The 26960-nt window shown below is 56.8% G+C and carries 16 protein-coding genes; 2 read left to right on the top strand and 14 right to left on the bottom strand.

The genetic code is table 11. The features are described 5' to 3' along the window. Positions 1–47 precede the first annotated feature (47 nt). The 10 genes from ACGY09_RS24515 to carB all read right to left on the bottom strand — a co-directional run bounded on the left by ACGY09_RS24515 (position 48) and on the right by carB (position 19266). Positions 48–5951, bottom strand: a complete 5904-nt coding sequence (locus ACGY09_RS24515; RefSeq protein WP_397569818.1) for a DUF6797 domain-containing protein — start codon at positions 5949–5951, stop codon at positions 48–50. 215 nt (positions 5952–6166) lie between these two features. After that, positions 6167–6958, bottom strand: a complete 792-nt coding sequence (locus ACGY09_RS24520) for a heme-binding protein (protein ID WP_373652343.1) — start codon at positions 6956–6958, stop codon at positions 6167–6169. 248 nt (positions 6959–7206) lie between these two features. Next, complete coding sequence (locus tag ACGY09_RS24525; protein WP_397569819.1) at positions 7207–8007, bottom strand: anti-sigma factor domain-containing protein; 801 nt, start codon at positions 8005–8007, stop codon at positions 7207–7209. Beyond that, the gene (locus tag ACGY09_RS24530; protein ID WP_373652341.1) at positions 8004–8570 is read right to left on the bottom strand and encodes a sigma-70 family RNA polymerase sigma factor; all 567 of its coding nucleotides are present in this window, start codon (positions 8568–8570) and stop codon (positions 8004–8006) included. Before ACGY09_RS24530 ends, ACGY09_RS24525 begins: the two co-directional genes overlap by 4 nt. An 84-nt stretch (positions 8571–8654) precedes the next feature. Beyond that, on the bottom strand, positions 8655–9143 hold the full coding sequence (locus tag ACGY09_RS24535; RefSeq protein ID WP_373652340.1) for a fasciclin domain-containing protein: 489 nt from the start codon (positions 9141–9143) through the stop codon (positions 8655–8657). A 515-nt stretch (positions 9144–9658) separates the two neighbouring features. Further along, positions 9659–10066: a TspO/MBR family protein gene (locus ACGY09_RS24540; RefSeq protein ID WP_373652339.1), complete on the bottom strand. Its 408-nt coding sequence runs from the start codon at positions 10064–10066 to the stop codon at positions 9659–9661. A 513-nt stretch (positions 10067–10579) separates the two neighbouring features. Beyond that, the gene (locus ACGY09_RS24545) at positions 10580–11164 is read right to left on the bottom strand and encodes a hypothetical protein (protein WP_373652338.1); all 585 of its coding nucleotides are present in this window, start codon (positions 11162–11164) and stop codon (positions 10580–10582) included. 38 nt (positions 11165–11202) lie between these two features. Beyond that, positions 11203–12738 carry a S8 family peptidase gene (locus ACGY09_RS24550; RefSeq protein WP_397569820.1) on the bottom strand — a complete coding sequence of 512 codons (1536 nt, stop codon included), beginning with the start codon at positions 12736–12738 and terminating at the stop codon, positions 11203–11205. A gap of 617 nt (positions 12739–13355) precedes the next feature. Continuing rightward, positions 13356–15770 carry an ATP-dependent helicase gene (locus tag ACGY09_RS24555; protein WP_397569821.1) on the bottom strand — a complete coding sequence of 805 codons (2415 nt, stop codon included), beginning with the start codon at positions 15768–15770 and terminating at the stop codon, positions 13356–13358. A gap of 238 nt (positions 15771–16008) precedes the next feature. Next, positions 16009–19266, bottom strand: a complete 3258-nt coding sequence (gene carB / locus ACGY09_RS24560) for a carbamoyl-phosphate synthase large subunit (RefSeq protein WP_397569822.1) — start codon at positions 19264–19266, stop codon at positions 16009–16011. A 268-nt stretch (positions 19267–19534) separates the two neighbouring features. On the opposite strand from carB, the gene ACGY09_RS24565 reads away from it, so the two are divergent. After that, positions 19535–20104, top strand: coding sequence for a DUF447 domain-containing protein (locus tag ACGY09_RS24565; protein ID WP_397569823.1), 570 nt, complete (start codon positions 19535–19537; stop codon positions 20102–20104). A gap of 261 nt (positions 20105–20365) precedes the next feature. Here the strand turns inward: ACGY09_RS24565 and ACGY09_RS24570 are convergent, their stop codons facing one another. Beyond that, entirely contained in the window at positions 20366–22288 is a 1923-nt protein-coding gene (locus tag ACGY09_RS24570; RefSeq protein ID WP_397569824.1) for a metal-sulfur cluster assembly factor, read from the bottom strand. A gap of 624 nt (positions 22289–22912) precedes the next feature. On the opposite strand from ACGY09_RS24570, the gene ACGY09_RS24575 reads away from it, so the two are divergent. Further along, a complete protein-coding gene (locus tag ACGY09_RS24575) occupies positions 22913–23965 on the top strand; it encodes an NADP-dependent oxidoreductase (protein ID WP_397569825.1) in 1053 nt (350 codons plus the stop codon). A 130-nt stretch (positions 23966–24095) separates the two neighbouring features. On the opposite strand, the gene ACGY09_RS24580 is transcribed toward ACGY09_RS24575, so the two are convergent. The 3 genes from ACGY09_RS24580 to ACGY09_RS24590 all read right to left on the bottom strand — a co-directional run bounded on the left by ACGY09_RS24580 (position 24096) and on the right by ACGY09_RS24590 (position 26924). After that, positions 24096–24872 carry a hypothetical protein gene (locus ACGY09_RS24580; RefSeq protein WP_397569826.1) on the bottom strand — a complete coding sequence of 259 codons (777 nt, stop codon included), beginning with the start codon at positions 24870–24872 and terminating at the stop codon, positions 24096–24098. Positions 24873–25269: 397 nt separating this feature from the next. Continuing rightward, a complete protein-coding gene (locus tag ACGY09_RS24585; RefSeq protein WP_397569827.1) occupies positions 25270–26307 on the bottom strand; it encodes a phosphotransferase in 1038 nt (345 codons plus the stop codon). Beyond that, positions 26304–26924, bottom strand: a complete 621-nt coding sequence (locus ACGY09_RS24590) for a haloacid dehalogenase-like hydrolase (protein ID WP_397569828.1) — start codon at positions 26922–26924, stop codon at positions 26304–26306. Before ACGY09_RS24590 ends, ACGY09_RS24585 begins: the two co-directional genes overlap by 4 nt. Positions 26925–26960 lie beyond the last annotated feature (36 nt).

Genomic DNA, 26960 nt, shown 5'->3' on the forward strand with positions numbered 1-26960 from the left:
ACGCCCGCGACAGGATCGAAACGCGGGCGATGACCGATGACCTGCCATCACTCGTCCGTTCTGATCGACCACAAATACTGCTTGATCGCCTCAAACTGCCGACGGGCGTTCCCCCCTTCGACCTGAGTGGCTGCGGTTGTTTTCAGATCAGGTGCAAACCTGGGCATGCGAGAGCCCATGTCGTAACGGGGTGGATCGAGCATTTGACGCAGTGCGAATTCAGGCCGGAGTCGGTCTTTCGCAAAGGCAAAGTTGATCCCCAGGGCGATCTGAGTGGCTTTGTCTCCACGTGGAACATCCTTCCCGACAGCATGACACTGGCGGCAATCCAGCCCACCATCCCGCAGGGTCAGTAGCCGCCCCTGTTCGACTTTGGCCGATGTCAGCTCGGTCGGTACTGGCTCTTCGAAAGCGACGCCGTGTTCGGAGGCCAACTCGTGTGCGATCAGGTTGGCGTAGGCAGGGAAGCTGGGCATGCGGGCGCGGAGCCAGGGACGTGGCTTCTGCTTGATGTTGCCTGCGAGGAACTGGGCAGTCCACGGCCCCTGCAGCTTTTCACCGACCCATGTCAGATGCGGGACCGCCTCGGGCGATTGTCCCGAACCTTCTTCGGCGATGATCTCGGGCCACAGGGAGGATGCGGAATCTCGTGAGTGACAGGCCGAGCAGCGGAGTGATGTCAGAATTTGCTGGAGGCGTCCTGAGTCTTCAGGAGTGGAGTTGACAGGCGTGCGCCCGGACTTGAGGTACTGACCTAGCGATGAGCGATCGTCGTCGTTTAGGTCGTAGGTGATGCGATGCGGGCCGGTCGCTTCGGTTTGCAGGCAGCCTTTTGTAGCAGTCCCCATGAAAAGCGAACGGACATCAGGTGGTGCCAGCTGGTCGGTCTCTTTTGTCTGGTGACAGTGATGACAACGGAGCTCGAGGAAGCGTTTGTGACCTCGCTTGACGTCCCCTTGAAGGGGATTTGCTGACGCGGGGACCATGCCTGTCGAGGAGTGTTCGAGATAGGCCGACAGGGCGACGACTTCCTCCGGTGTCAGATGAAAATCGGGCATCCGGCTTGTCGTGTGATTCCGATGAGGTGCTGCCAGGAATCGCTGCAACTGTCCTGGCTTGAACTTGGACTTTACGAAATGGAGTGAAACCCGATCCCACTCGGCGTTCTCGTCAGACCGGGTGAATGTGTGGCAGGCGATGCATCCAAGTCGTTCGTAGAGGACGGCCCCTTTCTCAATCGCGTCCGTGACATCGGCCGGCTCCTGTGATCCTGCAGGCGAAAGCTCCGAATCCGGTATCGAAGTGAGATAAGCGACAAGGTCAGCGACCGCTTGATCATCAGTTTTACCGAGCAGGCGCGGCATCGTTGCGTCAGGACGTACGTGAGCGGGATGGCGGAGCCATTCATTCAGCCAGCCTGGTTGCAGTCGCGAACCAATGCCGTCCAGACGTGGCGCCAGACGAATCTGTTCCACGGTCAGTCCGGTGGGGAATGATGCTGATGATTCGACATTCTCAATGTGGCAGCGAGCACACTGATGTTTCTCGTAGAGAAGTCGTCCCGAGTCGGCCGTCGTGTCGCGGGGATCCGCATCCTGTGCCGAGTCATGAAACAACAGCGTTGCTGGAATCAACTCTTTGGGAAAACGGTCACTCTCCCACATCAGACCGAAGTGCGGACTTGTGATGGTGGGGACATGGCTGATTCCAATGGAGTTCAGGCCTTTTCGCAGGCGAAAGGTGATGGGGGTAGGGCCAATTCGCTGTTGCTCTCCATTGATTTCGAGAATTGTCTGAGAGTGGGCAAGCTCTGCGCCCGTGTCTTCAGTGTCACTGCTCGCGTCATCCCTGACTCTCGCTCGCACGCTGAATCGAAAGTCCCCCGTGAAGGGGACTTTCAGGTAACCAGAGATGGTGACCGGCTCAGAATTCAAACTGGGGGCGATCCCTGACCACGCCAGTTGCCGCCGAATGACGGGATGTGGCAAAGAGGAACCAGCCAGAAGCACGCCGGGCTGCAGTCGCGCGAGCAGTGCTTCTTTCTCGGGATCGAGCGTTGTTCGATGGAGTTGATCCTCAGGGAAGACATCCCCGGGAAGTCCGTTCAAAGTGAGGTAGGCGGTTTGCTCGAACGTTGTTTTGTCGGTGCTCCGCAGCAGGTAGCTGATTCCGATCTGATCGACGGGCTTCAGGTCGGGAATCTCGATGAAGACGGTTCGCCCATCGGGCAGCAATGTCGCTGACCTGGGTTCCACCACGTCACGTCCGATCTGTCCTGGTGCCGAAGGCTTCAGATCGGGTGAACCGTATTCAGCAGACCAGCGATAGTTCCAGGCTTCAAGGTCATAGTTGTCGATGTCCTCTGCATCACTGCGAAGTAGCTCGCGCGAGAACGTGAGCGAAATCCCATTTCGGTAGGTCTTCATTCCGACCAGAAGATCGACGCCTTGACCGGTATAGCGAACGCGTTGAAAGCAGCCATCGTTCACCGCACTACTCACCCAGCCTTTGAGTCCGGTGAGGTAAAGCTGGCCATCTTTTTCATGAAACTTTCCACGATGAACGCCCGAGGCGAACTGCAGATTGAATTCGGTCGATCCACCGTTCATCAACGGTCCGGCATAAGGTCCTGCGGGGCCGGTGACAGCTTGCGTTTCCGGGGTTCGGACCAGTTTCTCACGCAGCAGGAGTCGCAACTCACACTGGCCGTAGGAAAGATGCAGCAGTTGATTCGAGAGAGGTCCCCAGCGATCACTGGTGACCCAGACCTGACTGCCGCAACTGTTGTCTGCAAGCCGTGGGAACCAGCAGAAAGGACGTTCAAAGTCGGTGGGAGGTGTCGCCTGATGATGCGACATCATCCCCCCATAGAACCCCCCCTGATGGACGTCGAAGACGGCGGACGCGGGGGTCCACTCCCCTTCTTGCGGCGCGACCGTGATTTCATCCTGAGGGCCGATACTCATGCCATTCGGGTTGCGAAACCCTGTCGCATAAACGTCCAGCTTCTGTCCGTCCGCCGAGACTCTCAGCAGCGATCCATCGTGAGGTATGGCCGAATTACAGTTCCCTTTGACGTAGTAAAAGTTCCCGGCACGATCCGTTTCGAGACACGCAACGTATTCGTGGCCGTTGAGAGACACATACGCATCGTTATTGAAGTTCTCGTAGTAGTCAGCCTCGCCATCATTGTTGATGTCGTAAAGACGCGTTATCTGATCCCGACCGACGACGTAGATTTCACTTGGACTCGCACTTTTCCCGGTCCCTTTTTTCCGATGAATCACCTTCACGCCCAGCGGCTGGAACAAGCCGGTGGCAAAGCGACGCCAAGTGATTTTTTCCAGCTTGTCGTCGATTCCGTCGACCAGCCAGACGTCTCCATGCAGGGTGCAGACGACAGCCCGGCCATCAGGCAGAAAGTCGTGACCTCCGCAGAACATCAATGCGTTAAATCGGTTCTCAAATGGGACCGTGATTGTGTCGATGACGTAGGGGGCCGTGTCCTTCGCGACTTCACCGACCGTGACGAGGGGCTCGCCCCAGATCGTGGGACCGGGGGTCATCAGTTTTGCCAGGTCTTCCGCTGCGGACGAAGACGCCGCCAGACGCTCGAAGGCGACTTCGTCCGAAGCAGGAGACCCGATCAGTAGCTTCACCAGGACCTGGCCTGCATGCGGAGCAACGGTCAGCACGTGAGCTCCGTCTGGTCCCCGCGTCAGAGTTGCATTTTCTTTTGATTTGATCAGTCGGACCCGTGCCGAGCCATCCGCCGCCAGGATCGAAATCGGAGTGTCGGAAGGACCGATGGAGATGGTTCGACTGAGGGCACTGATCCCTTCAGCCGACTCGCGCCAGGGGGACTCCAGCAGAACTGTCGGTGCTTGGGAACCGGCCTTTGAAGTCTCTTTTGTGCCGATGGTAAATTTGAGGATTACACGCTGCTCGTGTCGGTATAGCCCTTCGTAGTGAGCTTCCGTTTTGGGAAGCGGCCCATAGGGGTTCTCCTTACGATGGTTCGTGAACTGACCATCGCGTGACACTCCTGCCAGCAGCGGATTTGTGAACGTGACGTCGCCCTCAATCCGGGGAGGAACAATAATTCCGAATCGAGCGGCATCGAACCGGATAAAGCCCTTCCATCCGGCCGAGGCGCGCATCAGTTCTGTGTCGTAAAGAACAGCATCCGTCTGCTCTGGACCGACGCGGACAACAATCCCCTTGTAGACGGTACCGCCCGGGCCGGTAATTGATCCGCTGAAGAAGGGGCCAGTATCCATCTGGCCAAAACGATCATCGCGTGAATCTTCCTCGGTCCACCGAAAGCCGAGTGCGTCTTCACCCCAATGTCCTTCAATTCGATCCTTTTTTTTTGACGGGGAACCGGCGGCAGCGGCAGCCTGAGTCACAGAGGCCGTGCTCTTGCCGGTGGCGTCGTCAAAATGCTTTTCGTCCTTCAATTCATCGAAATGCCAAAGCCCCAGGGTCGTCTCGTCGACTTCAAAGGGGCCGGAAGGGGAGGCCTCAAACGTCCGAACGCCGCGTGAAATACGTACCTCATCAATCAGACCACTGCATCCGATCCCCTGATCGACGAGGCTGCCGATCGCCAGTCCTCCAGGGACGGTTTGCCTGTCAGTGCGCTGGACTGGCTGGCTGGCAACTTGCCTGGCATCGACAAACAATCGAATGCGATCCGCTTCCAGGACCATCGCCACATGATGCCATTTCCCGTCGCAGATATTGGCAGTGGAATGGCAGTGGTCAGGAGTAAACCCGGGCGTGTAAACCGTCAGATGACCATTACCGGCCATCGAGAAGAGTTCCCAATGCGTCCCTGACGACTTGTCTTCGTGCGCAACCAGGATGTTGTAGGGGCCCTTGTCCGTCAGTTGTGTCCAGCATTCGACGGTCAGGGGAAACTGCCGAAAACCTTCTTGCGCGGCGACAGAGACACCGCCTCCCGCGGCATTGAAAGCGCGTCCAAATTTGCCTGCCGTCAGTCGGTCGGCGGGGGTGACTCGGGGGAGTGCGGCTTGTGGCACCGGGACGGGAGTTCGCGGGACAGGTTTGGGACCTGCCGGTTTGCCGGCGAGTTGCGGTTTCAACCAATGGAGACCATCCAGGTTGTCGTGCAATCGTTCTTCCGCATCATCGTCGGTATGTCCCAGGATGCCGATCGGACCTTTGTACCCGCTGTCCCGAATTACCTTCAGAAGTGCGAGGTCCAGATCACCCTGACCCAGTTGGATAATCTTCTGCCCCTTTTTATCCCCGTCGATCACCATTCCGTTGAGGTTTAACGTGTAGAGATACGGCAGCATTGCCTTCAGAAGCTGGGGAAAGCGATCAAGGTGCTCATGTCCGTGGTGCTGGTTGTAAACGATTCCGACATTGGGAAGTTCCAGTTCTTTGATGATCGCGATTTGATTCTCGGGCTGTCCGAACCAGCCGCCGTGATTGTACAGAGCAACCTTGCAGCCAGCCTGTTCAGCCGCCAGTGCGATTGGCCGAATCCGGGCTGCTTCGTCGATGACTCGCTGACGCTGCTCCTGGGGGGTTGCGGTGGGGCCCCCCCCTCCGGTGACCCAAAGCTGCGGGGTGACTTTGTGCTTCTTGAAGACTTCGAGCGTCATTTTCGCTTCGTCGTTCAAGACGGTGGGAAACCACCAGGCTGTCAGTTCGACGTTGTGCCGTTTCAAGGCTTCGATTTCTGCATCGAACGTCGGAATATGCTCGGCACGATAGTCGTACGCGAACTTCGAAAAGCCGAGCTTCTCGAGCATGGCCGCACGGTCTTCGGGACCGCGTTTCTTAGAATCGAAGGGAACGATGCACCAGGCAACGAGATTCTCATCGCGGAACAGGTCGTCGGCTGCGTGTACTACTGAAACCGGTGAAAGGACCAGCGAGGCCAGATAAAGAAATACAATCAGGGGCCGTTTCAGCATTTTTGGCACTCTCTCTGTGGCGTGATTCGAGTCTGAAACGCATGTTAATGAACCTATGCGATTCCGCCAGTGGATCGAGGCAAATCTGCTCTGGATCAGGTTTGTTCCCGCTGCTGATTTCCTCCACGGGGGACTCGGGAAGCGAGCAGCCAGGAAACGGCCGAGATTGCCTGCAAGCGAGGTCAAAAAATTAAACCTCGCTTGGAACCTGCTGATTAATCTTGTCGCGGAGCCGTTTCCGCGGGGCTGTCCTTGAGGCGAACGGGCAGCTGTACTTCGGAGTATTGCTTGCTGTCCGATACGAAAGGACTGTTATGACTCATCACTCGCAGGGGGCCACACGATTCATACTCGTCCTGATGTGCGAGCAGCCACGTATCGAGGTGACGTCTGGCCTCTGAGACTCGATCCCGATTTGCGGTGCCACGGATTCCGATACTGATGACCATCTGAGCGGGAATATCGACCACTTCAACCTTGTCAGCGGGGCCGAGGCTGCCTTGCTCGGTGGTGCGATAAAGAAAAGACATGGACGTCTTCTTGGTCGCTTTTTCGTTACTCGCATAGGTCACCTCGACCGGAGCAGTCATTGCAATATCGCGCTCCTTGATGTGATTGAACAAAGTCCAGAAAGCCCGTCCTTCAATCAGCGTCATCTCGGTTTTCGCGAGTCGATATTTGGGGTACTGCTGCAGACGGATCTCACCAACTGGTGTCAGTTCCGGGAATCCCTCAGGTCGGGGGGCTTCCTCTTGAGGTTCGAACCGTAAAATGTCGCGTGCTTCTTTGATGGCGGTCCGCCATTGTTTGACAAATTTCTTGGAATCCGACTCCTTCGACGTGGCCGTTTTTGTGAATGACTCTGCCAGGACCACATTCGCCGGTGCCGCGTTCATCGCTTCCAACGCCGCGGCTTGCAAGTGCGCGAGCTCTTTCACCGGGTCACGCAGTGATTCCGCCGTGCTCAATGCCGCATCCAATTTGTCGGCGACCTCGACCGGAGTCATGGCTCGATCCTCCCCGTGACCGGTCTGCGAGGAATACAAGAACGAAGCGGTGCAAAATGCAATCAGGCAAGCCATTGCTCTTGATTGTGTCATCATAGTCGATCCTGAATCCATCTTAGTTTGTTGAGGTGATTGCACATCATTGAACCCGAGGAATCCTGTCCAGCGGGTTGCTGAAACGGGCGCCAGACTTGTCTCTCAGCGGACCTTAATCATGTCGTCGGCAACAATCTGCACCGATGCCGCAGCTACTTGACTTCAGCCAGCAGCGGCAATCGTTCGCGTGACGAAACCACAACACCGCCAGGCTTCTCGATCGTCACCGCGAAGAGGTAGGCTTCTTGAACCCTGAGCTTCGCATGAATAGAAACGATCGCCTCCTGTTCGGACGAAATGTCGAAAACACCGCCATCGATGGGAGTCTTGTCATCCTGGTTCTTGTCAAAGATCCACAACTGATACTGTTCCCGAGTGGGATCATTAACGGGCAGGCCACGGAAACGCATGAACCCGGACTGCTCTGAAGGACTCCAGACAACGTCGCCAGCGGCATTCGCAATCTCGGTGGGACCGGGCGCCCAGTCCACCTGGACAACATCGTCGATGGTCGAAATCAGTTTCAAACGTTGCTGTGACAAGTCCAGCGCGGTGGAAGGATCGAGTGGATCCAGCTTCGAATTGAAGAGTGTCAGCATCGTGATGACCATGCACGCTGCTGCAACCAGCCACGGGAACTTACTGGATCGAGGCGAACTGGTTTTGGTTGGTTCCAACGGACGGGTCGGCACGGTGACAGGACCGCCCAGTTCCTCAATGGCCCGCGATCTGATTGCCTTGCGAAGATGGTCTGGCAGCGGCATTGACGTTGAATCCGACCATGCGAGATCAAGTGATGCAACCACCTGCTCGAAGTGATGCAACTGTTCGACAGGGGACTGCTCTGCCAGTCTATCAAATTCCGTTTGTTCGTCTGGCGAGAGTCCGAATAATAACCGCGTGATTTGCAGTTCTTCCCAACGATCGTTGTCCCCATTTGCGGGATTGTTCATAGGGGCACCCCCCCCTCCACACCAAGCTGGCGACCAAACTGCATGCAGTTGCGCAGCTGAACCAGGGCGCGGCGAATCAGTGATTTCACCGTACCCAATGGAACGCCAGTCCGCTCTGCGATTCGAGATTGAGTCAAACCGTGATAGATCGAAAGTTCCAGTACTTCGCGTTCGTTCTGGCGAAGTTTTTCGAGGCAGGCCGTTGCCCGTGTTCCGTCTTCTGCGAGTTCAAGCCTGGAGACCGGCTTGGGAGCGGGGAGGTCAATCTCCGCCTCTTCAATGGATTGTGGCTCGGGATTCCGACGAATCTTCCGCAGCCGATCAATCAATCGTCGTCGCGCGAGGACGGAAATGTAGGTTGCCTCCGTGCCAAGTTCTTCGCGAAACCGTCCCGCATTACGCCACAAATCCACAAAGATTTCCTGGACGGCGTCTTCAGCGTCAGCAGTCGAAGGTGACAGTCTGCAGGCAAGTGACCAGACAAGACCACCATATCGGTCGATGCATTCATCGATCGCATTCGTCTCACCCTGCGCTACACGGGGAAGTATCGGCGCTTGCAATTCAATCTCTCCTGTTTTCATCAACGTAGCGAGGCCGGCATCGCTGCCGACCTCGCAGACACTCGATTGTCCGTCAGTAGGGACCTATTTGGGGATGATCACTGTGTCGATCACGTGAATCACGCCGTTGCTGGTTTCGATATCCGTCTTGACCACATTGGCACCGTCTACCATTACTTTGCCATCTTTGACCACAATTTTCACTGATGAGCCCTGGGCGGTTTTCGCGTTCGAAAGTTTGACGACGTCCTTGGCCAGCACTTTGCCGGGAACAACATGGTAGGTGAGGATCGAGGCCAGCTTCTTTTTGTTCTCTGGCTTGAGCAGCGATTCCAGTGTTTCCTTCGGCAGTTTCGCGAATGCTTCATCGGTTGGGGCGAAGACGGTGAATGGACCCTTCCCCTTCAGGGTATCAACGAGGTCGGCGGCCGTCAGTGCGGCGGCCAGAGTCTTGAAACTGCCTGCGGCAACGGCGGTGTCGACGATATCTTTGGCCTTGTCTTCTGCACTCAGAAGACCACTGAAGCTTGTGACCAAAGCCAGTACGAGCATGCGAACTGAAAACGACTTCATTGAGAAACCTTCATCTAAATTTTGACTGAACGTTTCTGAGGTGAAACGCCTGGGGATTGTTAAGAGTTTGTCGCGACATTCCTGATTGAGCTGCTCAGACCTGTTTTCGCTGCCGTGGCAAAATCGGATGCAAAAAAGTCGCAGGTTTTTCTGAGAATCGTTGGCAGTCCAGTCCCCCTGCAAGATCGCTGCGTCCTGATGCCAGGCAAATGACGTCAGCGGCGCTGGAGTTGACTTGCTGTCAATGCATCGCTCTGGCGGCGTCCAGGAACACCGGACGGAATCCACCCGCAGCGTTCGGATTGTCGCACCCGAGCGAGATGATCACGTCGTTCAAACGTGCTTCGTTCTCAAGTTTTGAGAAGCGGCCAATCGCGACCGATCCGGGGAAAGGAGATGAGCCGGGCTGCTGCTGAGGGAACCCTGGACATCGCCGACGGAACGGACTTTTGTCCCGTTTTGAAGGAAAGGGATTGAGCTGTCCTGGATGACCCTGGATGCGTGCCGATGAAGTTTCAATTGACTTTGCCGGAGTTCATCCAGGTGATCGAGAGCTGCAGCGAGGTGGCGATCGTGACCCAGATGAAATAGGGGATCTGCGCAAATGCGACCCAGCGGTAGTGCCTCCAGACGGCAACCATGCACCAGATGAGGGTCAGCCAGACGATGAGAATGTCGACGGCAGCCAGTGGCAGGTTTCGCATTCCGAACTGAATCGGTGTGAAGATCAGATTGGCGACCAGATTGATCGCGAAGGGAATGGCAACGGACACCGGAATCTTTTTTCGCACGGCCTGCACGAAGACGAATCCAAAACTGATTGCGATGATCGGATAGAGAATCCGCCAGATGAGTCCGATCGTGGCGGGCGCAGGTGTCCAGGTTGGCTTTGCGAGTGAGTTGTACCATTCAAGCCAGGACATCGTACGAATCCCTTTCCTCAAATTTGCTATCAGCGATGATGCTTGCCTGTTTGGCTTTCCGTCTCGCCGAGGCAGGCCATGAAGCTGAGTGTAAGATGTGACGGAGGAACATCCGAGTCAATGCCGCCGTCAAGATGTTCACCCGCTGGGACTGCGGCGATGCGGGGTCAAGCGAGGAACGTTTATCAGGCTCGATCCGCGGCGTGGGGCAAGTTCACCTGCTGTGGTCTGCGGTGCGTGACTTGGGCATTCCTGCCGTAAGGATCTTGGTGAGCTGAATCGGACTGGGGAAGAACGCTCGCCCGTCGGCCGCGAAATTGGTTGCCAGAGATATGCAGCAGACCGTTCAGCCGTGCCGCGATTGCGGCGTTTGCGGCGTTTGGAACGGGAACTTTGGACGAACAAGGAGAGCTTCATCGATGGGTGTCGCCCACGGGCACACGCCATTTGTGATCGCAGTCCATCGATGCCGCTCAGATTGGTGCTCGCCGTCGTGCAGCGCGCCGTCCAGAATCAGTTCGCTACGACTTCGGTGGGGGTGATCTTGAGGGTCTTCGCCGTGCTTCGGGACTTAGGGAGATCGACTTGCCCTTTCAGAATCACAGTCCTGGACTCAAGCGAATCCAACTTCTTCAACAGCTTAGCGTTGTCTGGAGGAGTGATTGTCAGGGTAAAATCGTCCGTCTTCAACTTGAGAGTCGACTTCGTTTTTTCCACGGTTCCCCGCACTGTGATCGCGACGGCATCTTCCTTGATCTTCGGATCTCGCGCGGTCAACGAATTGACAGAGACGACCCAGCGACCGGGACGCTCAGGGGTGTTCAAGTACTGCAGCGTCCCCGTGGCCGTCACCAGTTTATGGTGATTGGCTTCTGCGAAATCCTTCAATTGGGGATCCGAAATCAGTAATTCCCACGAAAACCCCCCCAGGGAGAGATTCGTTCCCGTGGTTTCCCCCCCCACGGCAACCATACCGCAGCGCAACTTACCGTGACAGATCACCTCTGCAATGGACTCTGTCGCGTACAGCGAGACGCGCCCGGCGGCAATCGCAAGAATGCCGAGGACAAGTAGCGAAGCGGTGACCCATCTGGACATAGCTGATCCCCGATGCGGGAGGTAAGGTTTAATTCGTCTCATCGTAATCTGGCGGGATCGACCTTCATCCGATTTTCGACCAATCGACGGGCGATGGGGGTATTCGGTGACGGTTCGTTCGAAGATCCCTTTGATAGGAATGATATGTCCAGCACTCCGCCGCTCACCTTGGCCGGGGGAAGATCACCCCACAGACCTTTCAAAGCAGGTACAGGTCGGGCATTCGCGTAAATCAGATCTCTCACCGTCGTCATTTGAGCTCGATCCTGAACCGGATTGGCGAATGTCTTGGCCCAGACCAGTGCCGCGGCGCCGGCGACGTGAGGGGCTGCCATGGAGGTCCCGTCGTACTGAGCGTACTGATTATTCCGGACCGTGCTGACAATCGCCACGCCAGGGGCACCGATATCGACGGTCTTGGAGCCGTAGTGACTGAAGGAGCCACGGTTATTGTTCACGTCGATGGCCCCTACGGTGATGATGTTCGAACTGGAGCACGCAGCGGGATAGTAAGGCGAGCGATCGTTGTTGTTACCGTTACCGGGTGAGTTTCCCGCGGCAGCGACGAACAGGACGCCACGACGTTCCGCGCGGGCGATCGCTTCTTCCAGTGCCGGGACACTGCTGGGACCAGCCCAACTGTTCGAGATAATGTGGGCTCCGTTGGCGACGGCCCAGTCGATCGCTTTGACGGCGTCGGACGTGTTCCCGCTGCCGTCAGGTCCGATAAACCGCAGCGCCATGATCTGGGTTTTCCAGCTGACACCGACGACGCCCACGCCATTGTTTCCAGCAGCAGCGATCGTTCCGGCACAGTGTGTTCCGTGATTCTGCTCGTCCATCGGATCGGCGTCGTCATCGAAGAAGTCGTAACCAAACTTCCCGTTCTTGGACCACATATTCGGGCGGAGATCAGGGTGGTTGTAGTCGACTCCGGAATCGATCACCGCAACGATGATGTTGGGAGACTCGCGGATCGTCGGCCAGACTTTGGATGCTCCGATATTCTCCATCCCCCAAAGATTTTTCAGGAGCGGATCGTTGGGCACGGTCGCGGCATACGCGGCGACGACAGATTGACCTTCGCCCGCTGGGGGGACGCTCACGACGTAATCCGGGGCCGCGTGCAGCACCGCTTCGTCCGCGATCAATGCTTCCACTGTTTCCGTGGTGATTTCGCTGTTGGGTTCGACGACAAGGAACGAACCATCTTCGTAGTCTTCGACAGTCGACAGTCCCGCCGCTTTCATCGTCTCTTCAGACGGCTTTTTGTCGGGGCTCTCGTAGTGAATCAGCAGTCGCTGTCCCTTGCGATGGACCTTGTCGCCATCCGGATCGAAGCTGACGGCCATCGACTGCATGGCCATCTTTTCCTCGGCGGGAACTTCGAAGACGGCCTTCCCCCGGCGATTGATCCCGCGGTACCGGGATTTGCAGTGCCGCAGAACGTCCAGTTCCGGAGCCAGCTTATGGTGCCGACTGGCTTTGGGACGCATCGCCCAGTGTTCGGCGTAGAGGCTGCCTGCCGGAAACAGAGCCAGTCCGCAGACCAGAGACCACAATGGGACAAACATTCGCCTGTTCATGAAACTCTCGCCAGTGACTTCCTTGTCCTTCGCACGGTGATTCGACGTTACGTCGAGCACTTCGATTGCTGACCGCGAGCGATGGGGTTCACCGTCGGTCACTCCGTTGAAGTGCACTTTGTGACGTTGGAGGGAGTCACTGATCAGCAGCAGAGGCCGCAATGACGCGGATACTGTTCCTGATCACAAACGGTGTCAGTCTCCATTCTGACTTCCGCACCGCCCCATCAACGTCCATCACATGAACCGCGAGCCGAAAGCTCTCGCCTGCAAGGGCGTATGTCATTTCTCGAAAATATTTAGACGAACCCCTGATTTTGGTAAAGATCAATCATGTCTCGACCGACGGTTGGACAGCGGCTTTCCGACCAGCGCTCTCCAAGCCTGATGGCGTGGAACTCTTGTTCAGAACCGCAGTCACCCATGTTTCTGCTGGGAATGTGTCCCCGAATCGCCGCCCCTTGCGCAGAGGCTGCAAGTTAGCTGGTTTACTTTAGCAGTCGCTTGGAGGCCTGTTTCCGCCGGGGTGAGACAAAACGCGGATGCGGTTGGCGCCGCCTCGGTACAGCGAGGGGACATCCGCTGCGGCCGGCCTGTGGCTGAGACTAGGTCAGGCCGACTGGCTGCAAGGGGCACTTGGCGGCGACGAAGCTTTCGCGCCGGCTTTCCGTGTTGAACTCGACGGTGACAGTCCGCATTCGCGAAAAGCCGCTGACTTCGACGACCGTTCCCAGTCCATAGCGGGGGTGCCGTACCTGCATCCCCACGGCAAAACCCAGCGGCAGTGCGACTCCTTCGCGCGACCCAGATTCCAGGGCGGCTCCTGTGGTGAGATGAGGATTGATCGGTGGTTTGCGCTTGGTCGTCTTCCCTTTCTTGCGGCGAAAAGTCGTCGCGTAGTCCGGGTGCTGGACGGCAATCTCGTCATGATCATCCCCCGGATCAGGGTCGGGTTCGAAGCCATCAAAGGCAGAGGACTCGTCAGCGAACTCGATCTCATTGACACTGTGCTTCTCGACAAACAGTTCCTGAATAAAGTCGCTGGTAATCGTCGAGAGCGTTCGGCCATGCATTTCCCGGCGTAGCGTGTGCGTGAGAACCAATCGCTCCTGGGCGCGCGTGATTCCCACGAAGAGCAGGCGACGTTCTTCTTCCAGGGGCAATCGGTCGTTTTCCCGCAACGACCGTTCGTGAGGGATCAGGTTCTGTTCGACGCCGATCAGGTAGACGTTGGGAAATTCGAGTCCTTTGGCCGCGTGCAACGTCATCAGTGTCACCGCACCGCTGTCGTCACTGAGCGAGTCGACGTCCTGGACCAGACTGGCGGTTTCCAGAAATCCGCCCAGGGTTGCGACCTCTTCCGTCTCCGCCATCTGAGCGTCGTATAAGCTGGCGGAACTGAGCAGTTCATCGACGTTGGATTTCCGCTGGACGTCTTCTTCTTCGATGGAGCCTTCAAACTGGCGGTAGTAACCCGTTCGTTCCAGTACTGCCCGGACGATGGTCGACACGGGGCCGTGCTCCGGGGCCGATTCCGCAGATTTGTTCTCGATGTCGTCGAAGTTGAATTCGGTCGATCCTGCATCTTCCCCGAATGGGTTGGCTGCCAGTTGACTGAATTCATCGATCAGCGCGGCGAAGGCACGCAGGCCGACAGCAGCCTTTTTCGAGAGACCGGGAACGCGTTCCGAATGACGGGCCGCGTCGAGCAATTCCTGTCCCTCGGCATCGGCCCACTGCAGAAAGCGAGTCAGTGAACTTTTTCCCACACCGCGGGCGGGGGCATTGACGACCCGCAGGAAGGCGACCCGATCGCGGGCATTCTCGATCAGTCGCAGATAGGCCAGCACGTCCTTGATTTCGGCTCGTTCGTAGAACGCGACTCCGCCAGCCACCTGATACGGAATTTTCCAGCGTGACAGCGCTGTTTCGAGCGAACGGGAGAGCGAGTTCACACGATAGAAGATGGCGAAGTCAGACCAGTTCTGCTTTCCCGATGTCACGAGGGAATGAATCTCGGCACTGATCGACGCCGCTTCGTCCTGACCGTCCAGGTATTGACGCAGTTGCACCGGTTCGCCGCTGGGGCGAGTGGGAATCAGGCACTTGGCTTTGCGGCGGGTGTTGTGCTGAATCAGTTGATCGGCCGTCGCGAGAATTTCCGGTGTGCTGCGAAAGTTCTCTTCCAGATTCACCAGAGCGACGTTCGGAAAGTCTTTTTCGAACCGAAGGATATTTTCAATCTGAGCCCCGCGCCAGCCGTAGACGGACTGATCCGGATCCCCTGTCACACAGAGGTTTGGCTCGATCTGCGAGAGCGCCGCGACAATCTGGTATTGTGCGCGATTGGTATCCTGATACTCATCGACAAGGATAAAGCGGTAGCGTTCATCCAGTGACCGCCGCAGTTCCTCGTTTTCGACCAGCATGCGCGACACGTGCAGCAGCAGATCATCAAAGTCGACGGCGTTAGCCTGTAACAGTCGCTGCTGATACGCGGGATAAACTCGAGAGACGACGGCGTCAATGTGGGTGCCGACCATGCCGGCGTGACGCGCCGCGAAGTCATCGGCCGAAATCAGGTCGTTTTTCGCCTTACTGATGCGTCCCAGTAACTTCGAGGGGGGGAAATGGGCCGCATCGAAGTCGAGATCACTGAGAACCTCTTTCAGCAGTGATAACTGATCGCTGACATCGTAGATCGAATAGTTCGATCGCAATCCAACGACGGCAGCATGTTCCCGCAGGAGTCGAGCGCAAAAGCGGTGAAACGTACTGACCCAGACGAACGAGCGCGGCAGCAGTGCCTGCACCCGTTCACTCATGACGCGAGCAGCCTTATTCGTGAACGTGATCGCGAGAATTTCGCTGGGGTGAACTCCCCGTTCGATCAGCCGGGCGATGCGTCGCGTGATCACACGTGTCTTGCCCGAACCGGGGCCGGCGACCACCAGCAGCGGTCCCTCGAAGTGCTCGACTGCCTGGCGTTGAGATACGGTTAAATCGTCTGCAGAACTCACGCTTCAGACACTCCCTTGCGAAACGAATCGGGTGATGCCGAACGGACTGCAAACCCGCATCGGACTGCGGCCCGCTCTTCTTCAGGGCAGCATCGGCGACCAGATCAGTTGCCCGCGTCTGTCGTCGAAACAAAACGGACCGAGCAGGGCAACCCGATCGGTCTGAAAATTATAGCATGTCACGATTACCGCAACGAATATGCGTCGCCCTGTGAGAACGACGCATGTTCTATCACGATTACTTCGCCCAGTCCTGAATGGATTTCACTTCCGGTGCGGGACGCGTTCGGAGCGCTTCCAGCGCCTGGACCACCGCGGTGCAACCCGGCAGTGTGGTGACGCAGGGGATCCCATTGACGACGGAGGCGGCACGAATTCGTCCTTCGTCGGTGCGGGCTCCCTTTCCGCTGGGTGTGTTGAAGATCAGGCAGATCTGCTTGTTGGCCATGTGGTCGAGCAGGTTAGGACGGCCTTCCTGAAGCTTCTTGACAGTCTCGACTTCCAGACCATATTCGCGGAAGACCCGAGCGGTTCCACTGGTGCACATGATTTTGAAACCGAGTTCCTGCAGGCGGCGAACCTGAGGAATAATCGCGTGCTTGTGGCGTCCCGCAAGGCTGATGAAGACAGTTCCCGACTGAGGGAGTCGATTTCCGGCGGCGATCTGACTTTTCGCGAAAGCGATCGGGAAGGTATCGGCAATCCCCATCACTTCTCCCGTTGACTTCATTTCCGGGCCGAGAATGATGTCGACGCCCAGGAAGCGATTGAAGGGGAAGACGCTTTCTTTGACCGCGGTATGCTTGGGAACAACTTCGGTGGTGATCCCCTGCTCTGCCAGCGAGACACCGGCCATGATCTTGGCCGCGATGCGGGCCAGAGAAACATTCGTCGCTTTAGAGACGAATGGCGAGGTACGGCTGGCTCGAGGATTGACTTCGAGGATATAGACCAGGAATTCAGGAGAATTCTCGTCACCCGACCGTTTGACGGCGAATTGGATATTCATGAGGCCGCGCACTTCAAGGGCTTTCGCCAGTGCGTAGGTCGCCTGCTTGATCTCTTCAATGACCGATTCAGACAGCGAGTACGGCGGCAGAACGCTGGCCGAATCCCCGGAATGAACACCCGCTTCTTCGATGTGCTCCATTACACCGCCGACGAGTGTGGTGGTTCCGTCAGAGATGGCGTCGACATCGACTTCGACGGCATCTTCGAGGAAGAGGTCGATCAGCACAGGACGGTCCGGGGCGACATTCACCGCCTCGTTCATGTATTTCGTGACCGATTCTTCGTCGTAACAGATTTCCATCGCGCGGCCTCCCAGCACGAAGCTGGGGCGGATCAGGACAGGATAACCGATCTCGTTCGCGATAATTCGTGCCCCCGCTGCGTCGAACGCGGTGCCGTTGGGGGGCTGACGAAGTCCGATCTTCTGCAGGATTCCCTGAAACCGCTTGCGGTCTTCTGCGGCGTCGATCATGTCGGGACTGGTTCCGATGATCTTGACGCCTGCGGCCTCGAGTCCACGAGCGAGGTTCAGCGGTGTCTGACCGCCGAACTGAACGATGACCCCATCAGGCTGCATCCGGTCACAGATATTGAGGACGTCTTCTGTGGTCAGCGGTTCGAAGAAGAGCAGATCCGACGTGTCGTAGTCGGTCGACACGGTTTCCGGATTCGAATTGACCATTATGCTCTCGATGCCCAATTCGCGCAGTGCAAACGAGGCCTGACAGCAGCAGTAGTCGAATTCGATCCCCTGCCCGATCCGGTTTGGACCACCGCCAAGGATGATGATTCGCTTCTTGTCACCCTTCGCAGGGGTTTCGTCTTCGGTTTCGTACGTTGAGTAGTAGTAAGGGGTGTAAGCTTCAAACTCAGCGGCACAGGTGTCCACTTGCTTGAAGGTTGCAATGATCCCCATTTCTTTGCGGGCCGCTCTGACGTCGGCCTCGGTGGAATCCCACCAGAACGCGAGTTGCTGATCAGAGAAGCCGTGCCGCTTCGCTCGTCGCATCAACTCTTTCGAGACGTTCTCGAGTGATTCAACCTGACGGATCTCATTTTCAACCTGAGTCAAGTTGTAGATCTGATCAAGGAACCAGGGATCGATATAGGTCAGCTCATGAACCTGCTCAACGGTCATGCCTGCCTTGAAGGCGTAGCGGATGTAGAACATGCGATGCTCGTTGGGTTTGGCGAGCATGCTCTCGATCACATCCATTGTCGGCTGCTTGGGTGTCCCCCACAGGTCCTTCTTCCCGCCACCCAGACCAAACTGGCCGATTTCGAGTCCCCGCAGTGCCTTCTGCAGCGACTCTTGAAACGTGCGACCGATGGCCATGGTTTCGCCGACGGATTTCATCTGAACGCTCAGTTCAGCATTGGCGTCGGGGAATTTTTCGAAGGTCCAGCGAGGAATCTTTGTGACGACGTAGTCGATGGTCGGTTCGAAACAGGCGAGTGTTTCGCGGGTGATATCGTTTTGAATCTCGTCCAGCCGATATCCGACGGCCAGCTTGGCTGCAATCTTGGCGATGGGGAACCCGGTCGCTTTCGATGCCAGAGCACTCGACCGACTGACACGGGGATTCATTTCGATGACGACCATCCGGCCTGTTTGCGGATTGATCGCGAACTGGACGTTCGAACCGCCGGTCGTGACGCCGATCTCTCGCATGACGGCGATCGTGGCATCGCGCATCCGCTGATACTCTTTGTCGGTGAGTGTCTGGGCGGGGGCGACCGTGATGGAGTCGCCGGTATGTACCCCCATGGGGTCGAAGTTTTCGATTGCACAGATGATCACGACGTTGTCAGCGTGATCGCGCATGACCTCCATCTCGTACTCTTTCCAGCCAATGATGCTCTCGTCGAGCAAGACTTCATTGATGGGAGAGAGTTCCAGCCCTTTGCGGACTTTCTCTTCAAATTCATCTCGGTTGTAGGCGATACCGCCGCCGACCCCGCCCAGGGTGAAGCTGGCCCGGATGATCATGGGCAGGCCGATGTCCTCCAGGGCCTGACGCGCTTCTTCCATGTTGTGGACGATGCGGCTGTGACAGACATCCAGGCCGATTTTCAGCATCGCCTGTTTGAAGGTATCGCGTTCTTCCGCCTTCTTGATGACGTCGACACGAGCCCCGAGCATTTCGACGCCGAATTTTTCGAGCACGCCATGACGGACGAGGTCCATCGCGGTATTCAGCCCTGTTTGTCCACCAAGTGTGGGCAGCAGCGCATCAGGACGCTCGATCTCGATAATTTTTGCGACATATTCCCAGGTGATCGGTTCGATATATGTGCGATCCGCCATCTCCGGGTCGGTCATGATGGTCGCAGGGTTCGAATTGACCAGAACGACGGTGTAGCCCTCTTCGCGGAGGGCCTTGCAGGCTTGAGTCCCGGAGTAATCAAACTCGCAAGCTTGTCCAATGACAATTGGACCAGAACCGATAATCAGAATTTTGCGAATGTCGTCGCGACGAGGCACGGCGGCGGACCTTGATGGGAGCGTGAGGCGAGGTAGGCGGGGCGACTCAGTCCTTGACCACTCCACTCCAAGGCTGAATCGCGCGAAACCACCCGAGACTAACAAACGATCCGAGAGATTCAAGGAACGCGGGAAGAGTTGGTCCAACAAATTTCAATTTTTGGGTCATGACGTGGTTTCCACCCGTCTAATGAGAAAGATTCACCGCCAGCCGGTAGACTCTAGAGGTGAACGTCAACCACTGCTGTCAGTTTCTTACGGAACCTTTATGATTGTCGAAGGAATCGTGACCACGCTCAGCGAATCGGGCGAAGTCAACGTCGCACCCATGGGGCCGCTGGTCGACGAGCAGCTGGAATCATTCGTTTTCAGGCCGTTTCAGACCTCAACAACGTATCAGAATCTGAAAGCACGTCCCTGTGGTGTCTTTCACATTGTCGATGACGTGCTGTTAATCGCCGAAGCGGCATTGAATCGAATGCAGGGGACTCCAACGACCTTTGCCGCGCACCAGATTCCTGGTCGCGTGCTTGCCGATTGCTGTCGCTGGTACGAATTTGAAGTGGTTGATTTCGACGACAAATCGGAACGGACGTCTCTTTCGGTCCGCGTCGTTTACCAGGGGCGACTGCGCGACATGTTTGGTTTCAATCGCGCTAAACACGCGGTCCTGGAGGCCACGATCCTGGCCACGCGGCTGCATCTGATTCCCGAAGCGGACGTCCGTAGTCAACTGGCCGCGTTGCAAAGTCCCGTGCAAAAAACGGCAGGCCCCCGTGAGCAGTCCGCATTTGAACTGGTCCAACAGTACGTCGACGAGTGGTATTCCAAGCCATAAGAATTCCCGGCCTCATCCCGGCGTGCGGCGGTGCGTGTCTCGCGATGTGAATCAGTGATTTTCTCGCGGACGCGTACACCCACAAACATCCAGACACACGCACACACACGGTAGGCCGGACTGCGGAGAGAGCTCTCGTGGAAGAGAGAGATTTTCTGGCACCCACGGCGACGCAGGGGTAAGCCCGCCGCTCTGTCGTGTCCCAAGACTGTCGCGACGAGGCCCCGCTCTCACGACGGCCGGTCATGCTGTCAGCGCGACCTAGTCCAGGCCGAGCTTGGCACGGCCTACATCGGTCAGGCGATTGGAACTCCAGCCCGGGTCCCAGGTCTGCTCGACGACGACCTGCCGAATGCCGGGGACTTTCATCAACCGCTCACGCACGGGAAGTGAGAATGTGGGATGAACCGAGATGGAGCCATCGATGAAGTAGCCCAGCATCGGTCGGCCGCGGTGCGGCATGGCCATGATGACTGTGACCCCATCACCCCGAAGTCGCACGTCGTAGACAAGTCCCAGATCGACAACATTGATGTCGGCTTTATACAGCTGAGCGTCCTTGCAGTCGCGCAGGGCGTCCCAGATTCGTTGTTTCATGGCGGTTCCCTCGTTCCCTTCCCCGGGGCGAGCCAGTCGATTGAAGGGATTGGCGACGTCGCTGTCGGCCGCAGGCTGGGATTTCCAATTGACTGGCGAGTCCACTGCTGCGGGGACCAGCGGGGCGAGCAGGGAGCGACGGAGTTGCTCGATGGTGGCGGCTCCTTCCGGTTCTGAGAACGGGATCGAGACGTAGGCGTTTTTCTGTTTGAGGACCGCCCCGGCGGGGACCACTTTCACCGGCAGCGGGTAGCGGCTCCAGACTGGTCCGTGCCAGCGATAGAACATTTGAGGGGTTCCCGTGTGCTTCAGTTCCGGCAACCCCTCCGCATGATGCTCCAAGAAGAGAGCGACGAACGAATCTTTACTTTCTTTGTGGTAAAAGCCAACTCCCCACAAGTCCTCGTGCTGATCCGCGGGAACACTCCCCGTGAGCAGCTTGCCGTTACGTCCCATCCACAGGGTGTCAGTGAATGACTGGCCCGAAAAGACCCACTCATCGTCCCGCAGTGCCTCTACTTCGAACGTCTGTACGGCTTTCATTGATCCCCGTTTCTCGAACCAGGGCAGGCCGGCATAGAACCGATACTCAACGTGTACATTCAGGCGACTGGGGGAATAGATCGGGTGAACAGGTGAGTGCGGAAATCCCCAGCGGCGGATGATGGTGCACAGCGGGCCGCGAATGACTTCGTAGTCAGGACAGGATTCCCAGAGCGAGATCCGGAGCTTCTGGAAAAAGCCTTTGTCGACATAGTCATGAGCCCAGTCGATGCCCGGTGGCTCACCGTGTCCCTGACCTCCCGAAAAAAGTTCCAGGCCATGTTCACGCCGCAGTGTTAACCTTTCAAGTTGCCCCGTCTGGCGTGAGAGTGACGCTTTGTAAAACGAGTTGGAAATATCCAACCCATAACCTTCGCCTTCGACGGACATCTCCGACGGGTACCCGGGTAACTCGGCATTGGGGTTCCCGTACAGGACAAGGAATCGCTGCGTTTCCCGGGGTTTACTGTCCATCAGCCAGAGAATGCGACAGCTTCGAATGTCGCCTCGAAGCAGTTCACTGTGGACCTGGCATGGGACCTCGACCAGTTGGTCACCGTCAATGCGGGCAAGTCGGATTTCACGCGCGAGTGATGTCACCTGGTCCTGGGGAAAGCTCAAGGCAATCTCAATCGGTTCGCCCGTACGGGGCTCATGAGCCCGCTCTTCGACGGAAATCTGTTTGTAGTACTTCCAGCCCTGAGCCCACTTGGCTGCCGCGTTCCCCAGCGATTCGACCAGGTGAAACTGTCCTGCTTCGACCAGTGAATCAGGGGCCGGTTCGGTCTCGATCTGTGTCTGAAGGACGGTGTCCCGGAGTGAATGCGTCAGTGATCGAGCCAGGTCAAAGTCCTTGCGAGCCCACGCCTCTTCCAGCAGCTTCAACTTGGTTTCGAACGAGTCTGTCCGGTCTGCCGCGCGCAGTGGCGCGGAACCAGGGGACGCTGTCTGGCCCCAGACCAGCACCCGTTCTGAAGACTCGCAAAAGGTGACTGCGCCGATCAGCATCAGGCAGTGAATCGCGCGGGAGCGTCCAAACATCATCAGGGAAATCTCAGTTGAGGAATCAAAGTTCGTTGATGCGGGAAGAATACAGCCATCGGTCGCGACATCCCAGCCTGAACGAGCGGTTGTTCGCGATCCCGAAGGGAGATCGAATTTGAATCTCCCTGCAGGAGCGAACACGTTCCCTCTGGTCAGCGGTGCGGAAGACAATTTCGTCTTTTAGACGCTCGTTCCGGTGACGGTGCTGTCTTTATTCGCGCTGCTGATGACGATCTGTTCGTACTCAAATTACCGGTCGCCGTTTTTTACGACGTGCGCGATGGATGGAATAATAACTCGATTCAGCTTCGTTGAATCGTCTGGTTCTGTCCCACGGCATCTTGTCAGAAAGGAGCTTCTCTTCCGCGCCGCCGTTGTTGCGTGGGCTGCCGTTTTGTTGCGGGAGCTCAATTGGTGCGTGGCATTAGGGGCAATGGCGAATCGCCTGCACAGAGAAGATCGCCCCCGTGAAGATCGTCGTCGTAAGTTGATCGTACTCTCCCAAAGGCCGAGCGACCCTGTAAAATAATCGTTGCAATTCGGCCTGCTCTGGCATGAAACTTCCTGTCATCGTCCCGCATCTCGCAACGTGTTCTGACCTCCTGATGGAATCGAGGTACTGCAATGTCCGAAAACAACCAGCAGATCCTGCTTGTCTCGCGCCCGCATGGTGAGCCTGTTCCTGAAAACTTCAAACTGGTGGAGAGCGAGATCCCCGAGCCTGGCGCGGGCAAAATGCTGTTACGTGCAATCTACCTTTCACTCGATCCGTACATGCGAGGCCGAATGAATGAGGGGAAGTCGTATGCGGCACCTGTCGAGATTGGCGATGTCATGGAAGGAAGTGCGGTGACCCAGGTCGTTGCATCAAACCTGACGGACTACAAACCCGGGGACTTTGTCTTCAATCCCGGACAGGGCTGGCAGGAATACGCTCTTTCGGGGGGAGAAAATGTTCGCCGGATTGATCCCGCCGCCGGTCCTCTTTCCTACGCGCTGAGCGTGCTGGGGATGCCCGGGTTCACGGCGTATGCCGGGCTGCACAACATTGGAAAACCGAAGTCGGGCGAAACACTGGTCGTCGCGGCAGCATCGGGCGCGGTCGGCTCGCTGGTCGGCCAGATTGCCGGGATACGGGGTTGTCGCGTCGTCGGGATCGCCGGTGGAAAAGAGAAATGCCGGTTCGTGCGCGAGGAACTCGGATTCGATGAATGCCTGAACCATCATGAGGGGGATTTGGCCGAGCGTCTGGAGGCCGCCTGCCCCAAGGGGATCGACATCTATTTCGAGAATGTCGGTGGTCACGTCTTCAATGCCGTCTTCCCACTACTTAATGACTTTGCCCGTATCCCGGTTTGCGGGCTGATCGCTCACTACAACGCGACCGGTTTACCCCCCGGACCGGATCGCCTGCCACTGCTGATGCAACAGATTCTCGTTCAGCGCCTGACCTTTCAGGGCTTTATCGTCTGGGACTTCGCTTCTCAGTTCCCCCAGTTCCATAGCGACATGAGCCAGTGGCTCAAGCAGGGGAAGATCAAGTTCAAGGAAGATATCACTCAGGGACTTGAGAACGCGCCCGGGGAACTGATCGGTCTTCTGAAAGGGGCTAACTTCGGCAAGAAAGTCATTCAGGTGAGCGATGATCCAATACCTCTAAATCACTCGAAGTCATGAACGATTGGTGAATTAGCAGCGATACAGGGTGCAGCGGCACGTCCAGCCCATGCTGAATATGCCGCTGCACCCTGTCCAAGAGGCTATGCAGACTAAGAGCAGTTCGGTTAGACACGCTCAGCGGTGTCGATTATGTAGCTGCAGGGGACGTTTTTTTCCGCAGGGAAGTGACGAGAACGCTCACGACTCCCAGTCCTGCCAATTCGAATGTCGATGGCTCGGGAACGGCTGTTCCGGAAGGGGATAACGTTGTTCCACCCAGGCTGTTTCCGGTGAAATATAAGCCTATAAAAGCTGTCAGTTCCAGTTCGGTTCCCACCGGAACGGGTGACGGGTTATGAAGTGCCAAGTAATTGAATGCCTCAAACGCTTCGCCCACCTGAGTAAACGATTTATCGACCTGGTAGGTGTTACCGTTGTGCCAGTCCACGGATAAGACAAATCGGCCGACGTCGACAGCATCTTCATTGTTGCTCCTCACGCCGAAGTGGGCAAAATCGATTACTGGCGGTCCCCAGGGAGCTCCTTCATTCCTCCAGAGGCCGTGCAGATTGATCTCAAGTGACGAGGTTCCGAGGAATGCATCTGGAGGATCGACACGGGTGACTCCTGTGCCGTTGCCGATAAAAAATCCGATGAGGCTGGGGTAGGTTACGGTATTAACAAAACCATAGCCGTAAGTGGTTCCTCCCCCTTTCGTAAGACTTTCGTTGAGGGTGATGCCCCCCACTCCACTCCCATTAACCGTGAACTCGTCGCCGATCACGGCGGAATCCGGGTCGAACGAAATTGTCACGTCAGACGAAAGGTAGATGGGACTCGCGCGTAACGAACTTTGAACAGGTACGAAACATGCGATCGCTGCGAACAGGCTACATCGAATGAGTTGCTTGGCCCAAAGCTTCATGAATTTGCCTTTCAAAGTAAAAACCGATCGGGGCGTAACACGATTCGAGAATCACCATACGAATTCCTAAAATCCAGCTCAACAACTATCTTGATACTCTACAATTTCGTCGAAATCGGGTTCAAACTCATCTCAGCCCGATCTAAGCCTGAGTGCAGCAACAGGTCATCCGCTGCAGACGTGAAGGTGACCGTTTCTCTCCCGAAGATGAACTTGAGATCGATGACCGTTATCACGCTCTGCGTGGCGTTACCCCGTTCCCCAGAAATTCAGCCGGTGAGTTAGTAAGAAGTGCGACACTTGTGCAATCGACCACATGAAGATGGGATGCAGACACGATCAGAGGTACGCTTTAGCGGTCCTGAATTGAGTGGCCGCTCAATTTCTTCGCATCAACTCAACTTTGAAATTCTTCGAGAGACGCCAGTCGCTGTCTGGCTCGAGCGAACTGTTCGGCTTTTCGCGATTCCGTAATCGGCGCCGTCTGCGAGAACTCGCGGCGGCGGCGATCCTGCGCAAGGAATTCATTCAATAAAAGGCAGCACCATTTGATTCCGAAAACGGGAAACAAGAGCTCGACCCGGCGTTCCACTTCTCCCCACAGCTTACGATCCGAAAAGACGTGCAGCAGTTGCGATTGATACTGGAGCGGGACGGGGACCTCTGGCTGCAGAAAGTAATCACAGACCAGTTTTGCAGGATCATCCCACCCGGCATACTCAAAATCGAAGAACCGCAGGCGGTCGTTTTCCGTGAGGAGCGCGTTGTGAAAGCCGAAATCCGACGGTGACAGACACCGCGACGAACGAGGCAGAAATTCCTCGAGTTCCGTTTGTGTAACGCGACCCTTCACACGCGAAACGAGCTGTTTCCAGCGGGGCTCCAGTTCTCGCTCGCGCCAGTCAGAGAGGGACTGGCTGAGGTCATCGTTCACGGGAACCGCCGCCAGGCGGGAAATTCGTCGTTCGACGCAGTCGAGATGTTCCTTCAGTGAGAAACAGGCTTCTGCAGCATCACGAATCTTGGTTGCCGGAGGACTGTTCCGGTGCTCGTTAATGTCAGCGACGAAGCTTGCTGACTGTTCGACATGTCGTTCCGTGAGTTCGCTGGCGTTCAGTTTTCGACCGTCGAGAAATTCCGAGAGTGTGGCGTGCAGTGACCGATCAAAGGCCAATGGTTCGGGCCCCCATCGCACTCCGCACTGCCAGCAGAAGGTGGCCCACTCCCATTCCCTTTCCGCCCGATTCCACCCCTGATTCTGGTCGTGAAAGTAGTGCTTGAGTAACCACGTACCCCGAGTTCCCCGGACGCGAAACGTTCGATTGTTTCGGCCGCCGCTCAGGGGCTCGAGCGAGACCGCATCGTCCTTTCCGCATTGCTGCAGCAGGGCGTGTGCAATCTCCAGATCGAGCGGGGTGACAGGGGGTGGTGTCATGATTTGTCGGTGCACGGGAAAAGCGATGTCACGTCGTTCCACGCCTTCAGTCGGAGAATACCGGTCGGCAAATTGGGCTGCTCGGTGTGCGGGTCAAACAAGACTCGCTGGACACCGACCGGGAAACGGGGCTCGGTCAGAAGTTCGATCAGATCGTCGATGAACCAGTCGCAACCGGCATATGCGATGCGCTGCAATTTCTCTTCTTTGGTCAGTTCAAAGTAGACGTCCTGAAACAGGGATTGCTCTGAATTCGGGTTCCAGAGCCCCTTCTGCAAAAGCCAGGACTGCGCGGCGGCATGAAGATCGACGGGGGATCCGGCGATCGGGGTTCGGGTCTTGTGACTGATGAGAACCAGTTCCGCTCCCCGCTCGTGCAGTTCCTTCAGTGCCGCCAGCATCCCTGGGAAAGGATCTGCTTCCAGAATCCGACTGCCGTACGCCAGCCCCTGAAGCTGCGTCCATCTCTCTTCGAGACCTCGTCGTCGCAGGTGATCACGGACCGCGTTCTTCCTGGGTGGAACAGACTCATCAACAAGACCCTGCTCACTGGCCAGTTTCCAGAAGAGTTGATCGTAGCAGACCAGCGTATTGTCAAAATCGATGCCGATTCTCATACGTCTACTTCAGGAGGAGGGTCAGGGCCGGGCGAC

It is taken from the genome of Schlesneria sphaerica (genome assembly GCF_044336245.1).
Lineage (GTDB): Bacteria > Planctomycetota > Planctomycetia > Planctomycetales > Planctomycetaceae > Schlesneria > Schlesneria sphaerica.

What these genes read in the sequence shown, in the direction of transcription:
- ACGY09_RS24515 (WP_397569818.1), bottom strand. Translation starts at nt 5,951, where the DNA reads ATGCTGAAACGGCCCCTGATTGTATTTCTTTATCTGGCCTCGCTGGTC.
- ACGY09_RS24520 (WP_373652343.1), bottom strand. Translation starts at nt 6,958, where the DNA reads ATGACTCCGGTCGAGGTCGCCGACAAATTGGATGCGGCATTGAGCACG.
- ACGY09_RS24525 (WP_397569819.1), bottom strand. Translation starts at nt 8,007, where the DNA reads ATGAACAATCCCGCAAATGGGGACAACGATCGTTGGGAAGAACTGCAA.
- ACGY09_RS24535 (WP_373652340.1), bottom strand. Translation starts at nt 9,143, where the DNA reads ATGAAGTCGTTTTCAGTTCGCATGCTCGTACTGGCTTTGGTCACAAGC.
- ACGY09_RS24540 (WP_373652339.1), bottom strand. Translation starts at nt 10,066, where the DNA reads ATGTCCTGGCTTGAATGGTACAACTCACTCGCAAAGCCAACCTGGACA.
- ACGY09_RS24545 (WP_373652338.1), bottom strand. Translation starts at nt 11,164, where the DNA reads ATGTCCAGATGGGTCACCGCTTCGCTACTTGTCCTCGGCATTCTTGCG.
- ACGY09_RS24550 (WP_397569820.1), bottom strand. Translation starts at nt 12,738, where the DNA reads ATGTTTGTCCCATTGTGGTCTCTGGTCTGCGGACTGGCTCTGTTTCCG.
- ACGY09_RS24565 (WP_397569823.1), top strand. Translation starts at nt 19,535, where the DNA reads ATGATTGTCGAAGGAATCGTGACCACGCTCAGCGAATCGGGCGAAGTC.
- ACGY09_RS24570 (WP_397569824.1), bottom strand. Translation starts at nt 22,288, where the DNA reads ATGATGTTTGGACGCTCCCGCGCGATTCACTGCCTGATGCTGATCGGC.
- ACGY09_RS24575 (WP_397569825.1), top strand. Translation starts at nt 22,913, where the DNA reads ATGTCCGAAAACAACCAGCAGATCCTGCTTGTCTCGCGCCCGCATGGT.
- ACGY09_RS24580 (WP_397569826.1), bottom strand. Translation starts at nt 24,872, where the DNA reads ATGAAGCTTTGGGCCAAGCAACTCATTCGATGTAGCCTGTTCGCAGCG.
- ACGY09_RS24585 (WP_397569827.1), bottom strand. Translation starts at nt 26,307, where the DNA reads ATGACACCACCCCCTGTCACCCCGCTCGATCTGGAGATTGCACACGCC.
- ACGY09_RS24590 (WP_397569828.1), bottom strand. Translation starts at nt 26,924, where the DNA reads ATGAGAATCGGCATCGATTTTGACAATACGCTGGTCTGCTACGATCAA.